This window comes from Roseibium sp. AWQ4_290 (assembly GCF_056160985.1).
The window spans coordinates 111,177-124,141 of sequence record NZ_JBSWYG010000006.1 but is presented as its reverse complement, the minus strand read 5'-3'; the positions used below and the strand labels follow the sequence as shown (position 1 = coordinate 124,141).

The 12,965-nt window shown below is 60.9% G+C and carries 13 protein-coding genes; 5 read left to right on the top strand and 8 right to left on the bottom strand.

Annotation, left to right across the window (positions count from 1 at the left end):
- Positions 1–6: 6 nt before the first annotated feature.
- A complete protein-coding gene (gene fliK / locus ACXAH0_RS08000) occupies positions 7–2,505 on the bottom strand; it encodes a flagellar hook-length control protein FliK (RefSeq protein WP_475190167.1) in 2,499 nt (832 codons plus the stop codon).
- 263 nt (positions 2,506–2,768) lie between these two features.
- Here fliK and ACXAH0_RS07995 point away from each other — a divergent pair, with 263 nt between their 5' ends.
- A complete protein-coding gene (locus tag ACXAH0_RS07995) occupies positions 2,769–3,020 on the top strand; it encodes a DUF6455 family protein (protein WP_475186384.1) in 252 nt (83 codons plus the stop codon).
- A 75-nt stretch (positions 3,021–3,095) separates the two neighbouring features.
- Here the strand turns inward: ACXAH0_RS07995 and ACXAH0_RS07990 are convergent, their stop codons facing one another.
- Positions 3,096–3,398, bottom strand: coding sequence for a phosphatidylglycerophosphatase (locus ACXAH0_RS07990; RefSeq protein ID WP_475186356.1), 303 nt, complete (start codon positions 3,396–3,398; stop codon positions 3,096–3,098).
- A gap of 306 nt (positions 3,399–3,704) precedes the next feature.
- On the opposite strand from ACXAH0_RS07990, the gene ACXAH0_RS07985 reads away from it, so the two are divergent.
- Together ACXAH0_RS07985 and ACXAH0_RS07980 are read left to right on the top strand one after the other, a co-directional pair.
- Entirely contained in the window at positions 3,705–3,959 is a 255-nt protein-coding gene (locus tag ACXAH0_RS07985; protein ID WP_475190166.1) for a hypothetical protein, read from the top strand.
- Positions 3,960–4,285: 326 nt separating this feature from the next.
- Positions 4,286–4,543: a YjhX family toxin gene (locus ACXAH0_RS07980; protein WP_475186350.1), complete on the top strand. Its 258-nt coding sequence runs from the start codon at positions 4,286–4,288 to the stop codon at positions 4,541–4,543.
- A gap of 117 nt (positions 4,544–4,660) precedes the next feature.
- On the opposite strand, the gene ACXAH0_RS07975 is transcribed toward ACXAH0_RS07980, so the two are convergent.
- Both ACXAH0_RS07975 and soxR read right to left on the bottom strand, forming a co-directional pair.
- A complete protein-coding gene (locus tag ACXAH0_RS07975; RefSeq protein WP_475190165.1) occupies positions 4,661–6,559 on the bottom strand; it encodes a PhoX family protein in 1,899 nt (632 codons plus the stop codon).
- Positions 6,560–6,755: 196 nt separating this feature from the next.
- Positions 6,756–7,274, bottom strand: a complete 519-nt coding sequence (gene soxR, locus ACXAH0_RS07970; protein WP_475190163.1) for a redox-sensitive transcriptional activator SoxR — start codon at positions 7,272–7,274, stop codon at positions 6,756–6,758.
- Positions 7,275–7,374: 100 nt separating this feature from the next.
- Here soxR and ACXAH0_RS07965 point away from each other — a divergent pair, with 100 nt between their 5' ends.
- Both ACXAH0_RS07965 and ACXAH0_RS07960 read left to right on the top strand, forming a co-directional pair.
- On the top strand, positions 7,375–7,770 hold the full coding sequence (locus ACXAH0_RS07965) for a VOC family protein (protein WP_475186340.1): 396 nt from the start codon (positions 7,375–7,377) through the stop codon (positions 7,768–7,770).
- 163 nt (positions 7,771–7,933) lie between these two features.
- A complete protein-coding gene (locus tag ACXAH0_RS07960; protein WP_475190162.1) occupies positions 7,934–8,293 on the top strand; it encodes a cupin domain-containing protein in 360 nt (119 codons plus the stop codon).
- Positions 8,294–8,429: 136 nt separating this feature from the next.
- Here ACXAH0_RS07960 and ACXAH0_RS07955 read toward each other — a convergent pair whose 3' ends face one another.
- From ACXAH0_RS07955 to ACXAH0_RS07940, 4 genes are all read right to left on the bottom strand, one after another.
- Positions 8,430–9,671: an HlyD family secretion protein gene (locus ACXAH0_RS07955; protein WP_475186337.1), complete on the bottom strand. Its 1,242-nt coding sequence runs from the start codon at positions 9,669–9,671 to the stop codon at positions 8,430–8,432.
- A 16-nt stretch (positions 9,672–9,687) separates the two neighbouring features.
- Positions 9,688–10,218 (bottom strand): hypothetical protein, encoded by a 531-nt coding sequence (locus ACXAH0_RS07950; protein WP_475190160.1) that lies wholly within the window; start codon positions 10,216–10,218, stop codon positions 9,688–9,690.
- Between the two features lie 157 nt (positions 10,219–10,375).
- The gene (locus ACXAH0_RS07945; protein ID WP_475186332.1) at positions 10,376–11,143 is read right to left on the bottom strand and encodes an SDR family NAD(P)-dependent oxidoreductase; all 768 of its coding nucleotides are present in this window, start codon (positions 11,141–11,143) and stop codon (positions 10,376–10,378) included.
- 163 nt (positions 11,144–11,306) lie between these two features.
- On the bottom strand, positions 11,307–12,680 hold the full coding sequence (locus ACXAH0_RS07940; protein WP_475190158.1) for an adenylate/guanylate cyclase domain-containing protein: 1,374 nt from the start codon (positions 12,678–12,680) through the stop codon (positions 11,307–11,309).
- Positions 12,681–12,965: the final 285 nt, after the last annotated feature.

Here is a 12,965-nt window from a genome sequence, read left to right as displayed (position 1 = left end):
GCGTCCTTATGAATGGCGGTCGATCATGGCGCCGTGCCGAGGCGCCGCCTTGGGCGGCAAGCCCCGCACCAGCCGGAACTCCTGAAGGTCAAGCCCCGCATCGGCAAAGGCCGCTTCCATGGTTTCACGCACGCTTTCCAGACTGGTGAACGTCTCTTTCCGGTCCACCCACAGGCTCACATAAGTGCCCCCGCCCCTGAGACTGACGGCAGCTTCCAGGGGCCCGGTTGCGGTCAGGTCCAGGGCAAAACGCAGCCGCCAGGCAGGCTCGCTGTCCCCCTCCCCGTCCTGGCCCCCGCCATCCCGGCCGATCTGCATCTGCATTATGGCTGTCTCCTGGCCCAGCGCCAGGGGCAATTCCAGAACAAGATCCATCGCACGGGTGGCCGCCGCCTGGGGCCGGTCGTCGCCCGCAAGAGAGCTGTTGACGAGCTGGGTTAAGCGAATACGGGCAAGCGCCGCGTCGGTTTCCTTGCGCAAGGCCTTGAGATTTTCAGACGGCGCGCCCACCCAGAAGCCGCTGGCGGCTTGCTGACTTTGTGCCTGCGCCTGGGGTCCACCTTGCCGGGACGGCATGGCGGGCTGATGAGCCGGACGGGACACATCCGTTTCCGCCCCAAGCCCCTGCAGCAGCGCCTTGAAGGACAGGAGCGCGGATTTAAGGTCTCCCATTGGGGGAGGCATGCCCTTCGGCAGTGCCGCCAGCTGGGCCTCCCGGAACTGCCCCGACAGGCGCACGGCCTGTTGCAGATCAGCCTCTGTCAGCCCTTGCCCCACCCCCGCCCCCTGAGATGGCCCTGATACCGTTCCAGGTACTGTTCCGGGCGTCAGGCGCATGCCAAAAATCTGCTGCATGGCTTTAACCACGGGATCGGGCAGCGAGATCTTGCCCGAGGCCTGCGCGGACAGCATGGTCCCGACCTGGGAAAAAAGGGTTCCCAGCCCCGTCTGCTGTTCTGCGAGCGGTTGCAGGAGCTGGCGGGCAATCTGTCCCGCTGGCGTCTGCGCACCCGCCCCTGCCGCATTTGCAGGCGGCGTCGGCACGTTCCCGGATGGCGGATAAGGCTGGGCCCGGGACTGGATCTGAAACTGGGTTTGAACGGGCCTCTGCGTGTCTGCGGACTGATCCATGGCCTGAAACAGGGAGCCGGCGGAGGTTGTCAGCGCCCCTTGCCCCGCCGCCGGTCCGGAAGGCGCCGACGTGCCAGCAGCCTGTGTTGCAGCGGGCGATCCAGTGGGCGGCTGGGCTGATGTGCCCGGCTGCACCGCCGCTCCCTGCAGCCCCGGCATCTGAGTGCCCGGTCTTTGAGTGCCCTGTATCTGAGTACCCTGTATCTGCGCGCCGGAAGGCGCCCCCGCAGAGAGGGAGGCAGCCGGTCCGGCCTGTGCGGCGGCTCTGGGCAGCGTGTCCAGCGGTCCGCTGGCCAGCTGGCCGCTTCCAGACACGGCGCCCCCAGCGGGAAGCGGCGCGGCAGCTGGCGCAGTCGCAGCGGGATTGGCCGCGCCTGCCGGGCTTGCAGGCGCTCCCGCAGGTGGCGTCGCTGTACCGGTTGCCGCCGGACCGGGAGGCGGCGGCGACGCTGGCCCCAGACCGCCAATCCCGGATGGGCGGCCGCTTGAGGGCACTGGATTTGAAGTTTGGCTCGCCTGCCCGCCGCCTGTCTGCCCCAGCCCGGCGGGGCCCGCCTGAACGCCAGCGGACCCTTGCCCCGCCGGACCGGTGCCTTGCCCTTGTCCGATTGACTGTGGCTGCACCGCCGAGTGCGCCGCTCCAGAAGCCGGTGAGGCAGAAGGGGCAGAGGGAACCGCACCAGACTGGACATTGACCTGCGGCGCGTTGGCAGCTGCACCGGATTGAGAGGAAGAAACCGGCACACCCGCAGATGCGCCCGCCTGCGAAGGTGTCTGGGACGCGGGCGGCGCGGCTGTGGCAGGACCCGGTAAAACGCCAGGAGCAACCGGAACAGCCCCTCCGGCCGCCACCGTAACCGGTGGGCCGCCCGTCTGACTGCCACCTTGCGGCACGGTCTGGGCCACCGTCTGGGACAGCGGCGGCCGCCCGCCCGCCTGATCCGGAACCGTCTGGGCGACCAGTGCGCCGGACAAGGTCAGATTGCCTCCGTTTGCTACCGCTGCTACCGCGGGTGTACTGGACGGCGCGACTTGTGCCGGAGCGCTTGCAACCCCGGAAGAGGCCGCTGATTGAGCTGCGGTCTGCGACGAGGCAGCTCCTGCACCGCCTTTGCCCGCCTGCGCGCCCACCAAAATCTGGATATCGGGCTGCTGCTTGCTGCCGCTCACTGTAACAGTGACCTGACTGCCTTGCGGCAAGGGAGCCTGGACCTTCAGGTCATAGGTCGTGTCCGGTGTCGACAGTCGCACAACACCGCCGGGCAGATTGGCATCCACCCGGGCCGTCAACGCGGTTCCCGGTTCCAGCCCTTGCGGGGCTGCCGCCCCTGCAGAACCTGAGGCGAGCGGCTGTGCCGCTACTGTTTCGACCATCGCACCGCCCCCTTGTGTGCCGTCCCGCCGCGTTCGCCGCCTGCTCCTGAACAAGCCCATGCAGCCCTGCTCCAACCTTGCCAGTATGGCCGGATTCCAGCGCGCTGCCCAGACTTGACCCTAATCAATGCACCTGCACCTCCCTGCTCTAGGCTTCCTGACAGTTACTTTGCGAAGCCTTTCTCCGGCAAACCGGCCCGTCCGGTCTGCCCGGAAGCTGACTTCGGCCTGGCTTTGGAGAGGGAGATCAAACTGTGAACTGGATGGACCGCCTCAATGAGCGTGCTGATCTTATGGGACGCATGCTTGACACGATCGGCGCGATGCAAAAGATCCCAGCCGGTGTGCAATCGGATTTGGCTCTGCGCTCCGCAGCGGTGCGCTGTATCAATTGCCGGAACACAAATGCCTGCAAAAAATGGCTGTCAGAGCACCCGGCAGGCGCCTCCCGCCCGATGGACAGCTGCCCCAATGCGGCGCTTTTCAAGAGCTGGCTCGGGTCTGAGGAGGCTTGAGAGACAGCTCCCGAAGACTGATCGGGCGTTTTTTATGATCATGCTAGACGATTTGGCTTTGGCCTATCGGAGGGGTCAGCTGTTCCGGCTGCGCCGGTTCAGCCAGTAGGTCAGGCTGCCTGCCGCTGCGCCCGCCACAAAGCGGAACGGAAACATCGCCAGGGCTCCAGCGTCCTGAGACACCGGCATGGGGATCTGAAGCAGACCGATGGCTGCTTCAGAAAGCAGCGACAAAGCCGCCGCCGCAAAGCCTGCGATCCAGAGTTTCTGGGCACTGTCGGCCCGCCACCCCAAATAGCCGCCAATGAGAAGGGCGAAGGGATTGAGCAGACCGGAGAGTCCGGCCAGATGCAGCCAAGTATCAGACAGGTAAGTCATGGGTCTTCTATAGCCCGGCCTGGATCAAAACGAAATATGCCAAACCTTCCCCGCATTGAGAAACTGCTGACCATAAACTTTTACTGAGCGGTCAAAATAATTTTTCTTTCCGGTCAAATATTGACCAAACTGAAAATTTATTCATTTCGATTTACTTCCCTCCCCTTAAATTCTTTTCAGATTACCCAACGTCCACAGAAACCAAAAACCAGGCTTTACTTTTTTATCTTGTATGTTATGCTAAAGTCGTAGAGAGAAGTACGCCCACACGCGGCGGCTCATGGGTTTGTTTGCAAGTATTTAATCATGACAATTGTATCCCCCGTTCTGACCGACGACCCGACCCTTGAAACCATGGTCAAGACCGGCCGGCGCCTTGCCATCCGATGCAACCATTGCGGACGGTTCCGCTATATGAATGGGGCCCGCTTTGCCCAGGACAAGAGGGTATCCGCCTTGAGCGAGGTCCTCAGTTGCGGCTCCTGCGGCTCAAAAGATGTCTCGGCCATCGCAGTGTCCCGCAATCCCGAAAACGGCTACTGGCCTGCCGAATACAGCTAACTGCCCAGCCCCTGCGCGCTCTTTCCCAACCTGTACGCCGCCTCCCTGTCTCTGCCTCGTCCCGCGCCCTTGCTGTCTTGTGCGGCAGATTGACAACACTTCGGACGTCACCCATCGCATCCGCACCGGTCTGACGGACTGGCCCGTTGCAGAAGGGGCCAGCCGATGGTATCTGCTGTCCTGTTGATTTGATGAGGGTTTATGTCCGTATCGCAAGAGTCCTGGTAAGACCCGGCCAGAGAAGGCCGGAAACTTACAGAAGCACCGCACGCGCTGAGCTGCGGTGACCGGGTTTTTGTATTCCGACATCAAGGTCCCTTACTTCCATGGACATTTCGAAAGCCGAGCAACGGGTGCTGCACCTGCTTGCTCAAGGCGGCTATATTCTCATTGAAAAAGACGAGAATGGCCGGATCCTCAACCATGAGACCGTCACCCGAGACGGCTGGTTTTGGGGCGGATGCACGCCGCATCTGTTCCGCAAGCTGAAATACAAGCGTCTCATCGCGTCGAAAAACAGCGGTCCCTACCGGATTACCCAATTGGGGCTGAGGCGCGTACGTGCGCAACTGGACAACCGGTAAGCCCCCGCTTCCGACTGCAGGCAGAAGCAGTTCAGGCAAACAGAAAGAGCGCGCCGGGTATCCGGCGCGCTCCAGAAAATGGCAGTCAAAGCCAAATCCGGTGAAACACGGGCCGCTTTAGCCGATCTTGGCGTTGTCCGCACGCTTGACGGCGATCACGGAAGACCGCGCCAGTTTGCCTTCCCCATCCGGGAACGGGGCTTTCGGGTGCTGAATGCCGACAAACAGGGTCTTCTTGTCCGCAGACCAGGTGATGCCTGTGACTTCAGAGCCGTAAGGAACCGTCATGAACCGCTCGATCTGGCCGGTGACCGGATCGCCAACCAGCATCTGGTTGTTGCCCATTCCGGCGAAATCGCCTTCGTTCTTGTAGTTCCCGTCGGTCTCGATCCACAGCAGGCCCGAACTGTCAAACATCATTCCGTCCGGCGAGTTGAACATGTTGCCGGAGTTGACATTGTCAGAGCCTCCGTAGGGCGTACCGGCATGAACTTCCGGGTTGCCCGCCATCACGAACAGGTCCCACTTGAACTTCGGCGCCGTATGGTCATCATTTTCCGGATACCAGCGCACAATCTGACCATAGTGGTTTTCCGCACGCGGGTTCGGGCCGTTGACCGGCGTGTCGTCACCGCCGGCATTCGGCTTGACGGCCCGGTTTTTGTTGTTGGTCAGAGCACAATAGGCTTCGACCGCGACCGGGTTGACCGCAACCCATTCCGGACGGTCCATTGTGGTGGCGCCAACCTTGGACGCGGCCATGCGGCTGAAGATGCAGATTTCGGCCTGGGGCATGCCGGTTGCTTCTTCCGTCAGGGCCAGCCACTCGCCAGCGCCATCGTCGTTGAACTTCGCCACATAGAGCGTGCCGTCATCCAGAAGGCCGTCGGTCGGAGCCCCCGGCGTGTAGACGCCGTTGGAGACGAACTTGTAAAGGAATTCGCCCCGCTCATCATCGCCCATATAGACCACGACACGGCCATCCGGCGCCAGGGTGCAAGCGGCGTTTTCGTGTTTGAAGCGGCCAAGGGCCGTGCGCTTGACCGGCGTGGAGCCGGGATCGCTCGGGTCGATCTCGACAATGTAACCGGCGCGGCGCGGCTCGTTGACATTCTTGGAAATGTCAAACCGCTCCTGGTATTTTTCGTAATCGTAGCGGCTCTCAAGGCCGATGCCGTAGCGCTTGAAGTCGGCGGGCACTTCAAAGCTGTCATCGGTGGATCCGAAATAGCCGTTGAAGTTTTCCTCGCAGGTCAGGTAAGTGCCCCAGGGGGTCTTGCCCGCACCGCAATTGTTGAAGGTGCCGAGGGTTTTGGTCCCGGTCGGGTCCGCGTCGGTTTTCAGAAGGTCATGACCGGCCGCCGGACCGGACAGGCGCATTTCCGTGCGCTGGGTGATGCGGCGGTTGAACGGGCTGTCGACAACAACCTTCCAGTCGCCAGCATCTTCCGTCACTTCCATCACGGTCACGCCCTGGAAGTTCTGCAGCATGGTGACGTCGTCAGCCGATTCCGGCTTGCCGTCATCCGTATGCGGCAGGTTGATCGTTGGGTTCACATATTCGCTGTTGACCGCAATGACCTGCTTGTCGCCAAAGACGAACAGTTCCATGCCGTCGGTGTTTTCGCCGAAGACGCGGTCGGAAGAGGCAACGGGAACGCCTTTTTCCGAATCGAAGTCCGCTGCGTCGGAAAACAGCTTGTCCCCCCATTTCACCAGGATATCCCAGGTGTAGCCTTCCGGCACATGCACGGTGGCATCGGTTGCGACCGGCACCGGGCTGAAGGCGAACCGGCCAGCGCTCTGGGCCTGGGCGGAGGTGGAGTTCAAAAGGCTCGCACCGGTACCGAGGCCCATGGCCGCAGCCCCCGATCCGAAGGCAACAACGCCGCCAAGAAAGCCCCGGCGCGACAGGCCGGCTTCCACGACGCGGTCAAATTCGGTGGTTTCCGGTGTCGGACGGACCAATTCATCCCATTCGTCCCAGGACAGGTCGTCTTTGCTGATGTCACTCATTTTGCTCTCCAATCGGATGGCTACAGGCAAGGCACACAGAGTGCGCCCGTGAGCGTTAACGACACTCAGATTACAGCAATGTGACAGTCGCGTAATGGTTCGGTTACAGGCCTGCCGACAAGCGGCGGCCTCCGGCTCCAATCAAACGTAAACGCTTGTTTTTCTTTCCGCTTGTGGCATTCAGCTTTTCAATGGATCAAAAGTCGGATTTTGCCTTTTCCTGCGTTGAAACCGGCCCGGCACCGCTTTGCCTGTCCGGCTGAGGCTCCGGGCGGTCGCCCAAAAGGTAGCGTGGCCCCCGTCCATGACGGGACGCTGCGTCACCGGCATTGTAGAGCTGGCAGGATTTCATCGACAGGCAGCCGCAACCTATGCAGCCATCCAGTTTGTCCCGCAAGGCCGTCATGCGCGCGATCCTGTCTTCCAGATGCCGCCGGAACCCCTTGCTCAGACGGGTCCAGTCCGCCTTGGTCGGCGCCCTGCCCTCCGGCAGGCTCGCCAACTGCACGGCGATTTCCGAAATCGTGAACCCGAATTCCTGGGCCACAAGGACAAAAGACAGGCGGCGGATGTCCGCGCGCAAAAACCGCCTTTGCCCGCCGCTGTTGCGGATCGGGTGAACCAGGCCCTTGTCCTCGTAGAAACGGATCGCAGAGACTGCAAGGCCGGTCCGCTCGGCCAGGCCGCCAATAGACAAAAGATCATCTGCCTTCATAAGCTTCTTCAAAACAGTCCCTTTTTTCTCTTGACCTCAAGTTTACTTGAGGAATTATCTCTAGTGTCCACGAGGAGTCAAACCTTGAGAGGACGTCGATATGAGCGCTGCATTTCTGGAACATGTAAACGTTACAGTGACCGACCCGGCCGCGACCGCCCGCCGGCTGGAAGACTGGTTCGGCTGGAAAATCCGGTGGAAGGGCCAGTCGCTTGGCGGCGGAACGACCTATCACATCGGCAACGAGACGAGTTACGTCGCAGCCTACAGCCCGCCAAAGGACACCACCCCGGTCGCCGGTGTCAGTTACGACCACCATGGAGGGCTCAACCACATTGCCGTTGTGGTCGAGGATCTCGACGCGGCCGAGGCCAGGATCAAGGCAGGCGGCTACACGACCCACAATCATCAGGACTATGAGCCGGGCCGCCGGTTCTATTTCGATGATGATGACGGGATCGAATTCGAAGTGGTCAGCTACACCGGCAAAAGCTGACCGCAAACGGGTTTTCCGGGACCAGACAAGACTTCTCCCGGAGCCCGCCCTCCGGGCGGCTCTTTTTGGGCACTTTCTTCTGAAACAGTCTCTTCCGCAACGTCCATAGATATTTAAGACTGTCTCCGGAACCAGTGAGTCAGCAAGTTGCCAGGAGGGATGGATGAAGCTTGTGCGCAATGAAGAAGTGGTCTGGATGAACGCATTGGGCTACCGGGAAAAGACCCTGGTCCAGGACAAGGATGTGAATCTGACGGGTGGCCTGGTGCAGCTGGTCGAAGTCCCGCCCCATACGGAGGTGAAGGACCACTACCATACGTCCAGCACCGAAGTGGTTCATGTACTGTCCGGAAAGGGCGTGTTCCATATTGATGGACGGCGGATCGAGCTGGAACCCGGGCAGACGCTTGCCTGCGAGCCCTTTGAGGTGCGCAGCACGGACAACCCTTTTGATTATCCCTTTACCTATATTGTTTTCAGAACCAACTCCGCCAGCAACGACCGTATCTGGTGCGAGCGGTAACACCGGGCAGGTCCGCCCCCCCAGCAGCTTCCGAACTTGTGCTTTGCCAAAGGAGCTTGTGGCCCGGCGGCGGATGGACGGACCGCTCCCGCGCGGCAGAAGGGCTTTGCCGCGCGGGATGAGACGCACTACGGGATCAGTGACCGGTCAGAACCAGTGCCCGGATCGGATATTGCAGGGCCTGGCTGCGCAGGATCAGCGCATGGACCAGCCCGACCGTATCGATCACATGCAGAAAGACAAACTGCCCGGTCGACAGATTGTCGTCCGAATGCAGTCTTTCATGGTTGCTGGTATAGGCGTTGACCGTGCAGCTCGCCCCGGGAGGCAACCGGTCGAGCCCGCCTTCATAAAGCGGCTCAAGCACCGTTGTGATGGTCGCCGTCTTGGAAGCCTTGCCCGCATCCAGAAGCTGGCTTCCGGAGGTCACCTGCCCGCTGGCAATCTCTTCCTGCACATCCGTAATCACCAGCGGAATGATGGTGAACGGAACAGCAGGACAAAAGGCTTCGGCGACCATGCCCGGTTTGAGAACCTGGGCTTCCACCTGGCCGAACCCGGCCAGAATCCGCTGATGCAGGGAATTATCGGGAATGATCACCCCCGCAGGCCGCATCAGGGGTGTCACAATCTCCCCGGGCCGCAGCACGAATTGTGTCACCCGGCCATCCACCTTGGCTGAAACCGTCATCTTGTCCAGTTCGACCTCGGCTTCGGCAAGCCTGGCTTCGGCACTTTTCAGCTTGCTTGGCAGGGCCACGTTGATCCGGGTCTCGGCAAGCTCTTTGTTGGCTTCCGCCGCCGCCAGACCGCCTGCGCGTGTATCGACCGTGTTCTGGAGCTTTTCCAGATCCCGCTCACTGACCACATTGGCGTTGCGGTCAAACAGCTCCTGCCGGGTTTCCAGCTCGTCCTGCGCCTGTTTCAGCGACGCGGCCGCCTGATCCACCTGCGCGGACGCCACCGCCAGTTCGCCCTCGGCCAGGGCTATCTCGCCCTTGATCTCCTCAATCTGCTGCCGGGCGGTCAAAACGTCGGCTTCCTGACGGCTGCTGTCCAGCTTAAACAGCGGATCACCGGTCTTCACATTTGTTTCCAGATCCAGCGGCACAAAGACTTCCTCCACCCGGCCGGTCGCCTCGGGCAGGATGGCCACGGTCCGGAACGTGGACACCGCGCTTTGGGAGGTGGGATGGAAATAGAAGATCAGAGTGATCAGGGTAATGGTGAGCATGAGGCAGGTCACAATGCCGTAGCGCAGCTCGAACCAGACGGAATAGAGCGTGATCTCATGTCCGATCCGCTTGCCCTGCACATAGCGGCGGATCAGATAGTCCGGCAAGATGGTGATCATCGCACTGAAGAGCGTCTCAAACATCAGCTGTCCTTCCGCTCTAGGGGGTCTTGCCCTGATCCGGAGCGGCGGAAGCCGCGCCTTCGAGCTCAGCGGACGCCGGCGCGGCCGGACGTTCAGCACTGGCCGCAATCTTCCCGCTCTGCACGGCACTAGACGTCGCTCCGGGCCCATGCGAGGTCCCCTCGCCATTGGGCCCCTCGCTCCCCTCCCCCGGATCCTCCCCGGTTCCAAAGGCCATCCTGCGGGCCGAGCTGGCAATCGTTTCCAGCGGTGTCATGAAGTCGGGAAGCTGAATGAAGGCCAGCACCAGCGCAGCCACCCAGAAGACCTGATTGTGGGTGAACAGCGCCAAAAGCCCGAGAACCGCCACCAGCTCGAATTGGATGCGCCCGTGTTTATGGGCCAGACGCTCCGGAAGGGAATGCAGGTAGAGGTAAAAGGTGCCAAGCAAAACGACCAGGATGATGAGCGCTATGAGAACATTTCTCATCATCGGATCGCTGCCATCTGCCAATGGAATGAAATACGGCAGATGGTGCGGTGCAAGTTCGTGGATTTTAGCGGACATTGCCACTCCGTGACGCTAAGAAACTTCTTTGCCTTGGAGTAGCCGACCTTACGGAAAATTTAAAGAACAGTCTTCGTAAAAGACACCATTCCCCTGCAGCGCCCCTGCGACAAAGCAGAACCACCATTTCAGGATGCGAGCAAGGCCCTGAGGATCTTTACCGGGGCGCCATGCGAATAGCCCCGTCCAGACGGATCGTTTCGCCATTGAGCATGTCATTCTCGCAAATCGCCTTGACCAGCCGGGCGTATTCGCCTGCCTTGCCGAGCCGGGAGGGGAACGGCACCTGCTGACCAAGGGAGTCCTGAACCTCCTGGGACAGCCCCAGCAGCATCGGCGTTTCGAAGATGCCAGGCGCAATTGTCATGACGCGAACCCCCAGCTTGGACAGGTCCCGGGCGACCGGCAGCGTCATACCGGCCACACCGGCCTTGGAGGCCGCATAGGCGACCTGGCCGATCTGACCGTCGAAAGCTGCAACCGACGCGGTGGAGACGATCACCCCGCGCCCGCCATCCGGCGTGACCGGATCGAGCGTTGCCATGCCGGTCGCGGCCTGGGAAAGACAGCGGAAAGAGCCGATCAGATTGACCGCAATCACCTTTTCAAACATGTCCATAGGATGGGCTTCGCCGCGGGAAGTGGTCTTGGCCACTGGGGCAATGCCCGCGCAATTAACAAGAATGCGTTCTTGCCCGTGGGCACTGCGGGCCACTGCGAAGCCTTGTTCAACGCTGGCCTGATCGGTCACATCCACATCCGCGAACTGGCCGCCAATCTCAAAAGCCACCTCTTTGCCTTGTTCCACGTTCCGGTCAAAAATGGTGACCTTCACGCCTTCTGCAGCCAGCAATCTGGCGGTCGCCGCCCCAAGCCCCGATGCGCCGCCCGTTACGACAGCTGCGAGTGATGAATCCAGTTTCAAGCGAACCTCCCGCTTCATTCAAAATACTGACTTATATCAGTTTTTCTATATATATTGACGAAAACGTCAACACGAACATGCAAAGTGTCCGAGAAACCGCACCGGGTCAAGCGCATTTCGGGCTGCTCAAGCCGTACACACTTTTTTGGCCAGAAAGATCCGGTCAAGCGGGAAATGGCTGCTCACCAGCCAGAACCACCAGATCGACCGGATGGCGGATACCGGCGACATGGACACCCGGGCGCGGCTCTGCGGCCCCAGGCTCGTATCCTTGCTCAAGGGCCAGTTGCCACGTGGCCTGGTCTGTCAGCGCCGCACAGCGCTGGCTCTTGTTTGCGTCTTCCAGTTTCGCAGCCCGGTTGACCGCATCCCCGATCACTGTGAATTCGAGCCGGTTTTTCGAACCGATCACACCGGCCGTGACGGTCCCGGCCGAAACGGCCGTTCCGATGCGAAGCGGCCCCGGCCAGCCTGCGGTTTGGAACCGGTCCTGCTGCACCGCCACACAGGCCACCAGCTTTTCGGCCGCCCGCAAGGCATCCGCAGCGTAGGTGTCTGACGGATGGACAGCGCCGAAAGTAGCCAGGATGCCATCGCCGAGAAACTTGTCCACCCGCCCGCCTTCCTGATTGATCACATCAACTGCAAGGCTCTGATACTGCGCCAGCACCGACAACACGGCCTGTGGGTCCAGGGTTTCTGATGTGGCGGTGAAGCTGCGGATATCGGCGTAAAGAATGGCCGCCTCGCGCAACGTGCCCTCCCCGGCTTCCAGCGCGGTCTGGGCCCCGGTGATGGAGGCAGCCACTTCCGGAGCAAAGAACCGGCGCAGATCCTTGGCGGCCTCGTGGTCTTTCGTTGCCTCAAACAGCATGGACCGGCCCCGGTACAAGGCGGCGGACAAGATGACCGTCACCGTCAGGATGACCATGGTTTTGTCCAGCTCCGCGCCGATCAGGATCGAATTGCCGGTCAGGTATTCCACATAATTGCGGGTCACCCGCATACCGTCCATATCCGCAAAGGCCGCATAAAAGACAAGCCCCAGCCAGCCGCACACAGCCACAAGCCCGGTGGTCAAAACAAATCTCGGGTCAAAACGCAGCGCCCTCAGACCAATGAAAATGAACACATACATCAGGGTGGGCGCTTTCAGGTAGAAGGCGGGATGCTGGTCATATTGAATGTGAAAGGAGAAGATCAGCCCCACCAGCAGCGCCATGTCCACCCCGATGGAAATCAGGAGATACCATTGCGGCAGCTCATAGCGGTAGGACAACATGAGCCGGAGTATGGTGAACAGGAAATAGGCCCCGAGCGCAAAGGGCACAAAGTTGAACCCGGCTGCGCCCTCCGCCCTCGGCGCGATGACATAAAGGGTTGAGAAAAACAGCACGAGCCCCAGCTGAACCCAGCCGATCAGCCGCTCTGATGAGGTTTCCCGGCCGCGGATTTCGGAACGCACCCGCTCCGGCAGCCCGGTCTCCGGCGGCCCGCCCTGAAGGATGTATCGCAAATACTGAGACAATGAGGTCATGACACCCAGTCACCTGACAAGACGAGCGGAGTGTCCTCCGTTGCCCCGGAAGAAGCAACAGAGCTGCGCGCAAAAGTGACCGCTTGTGAAAACGGACCGCAGTCTTGTGCCGACCGGGGAGGAGATCCCGGCCTTTGGCAGTAGGAATGCTCCCAGACGGATGCATCATCGTGGACTTATACCAATCACAATTGATGATGCCCTATTTGATCACGCTTGGAGGGTCTTCGGCCAGGAGCGCGTCGCAGGTCGATACGGGGTATCGGGCCAGACGTGCGACAACGT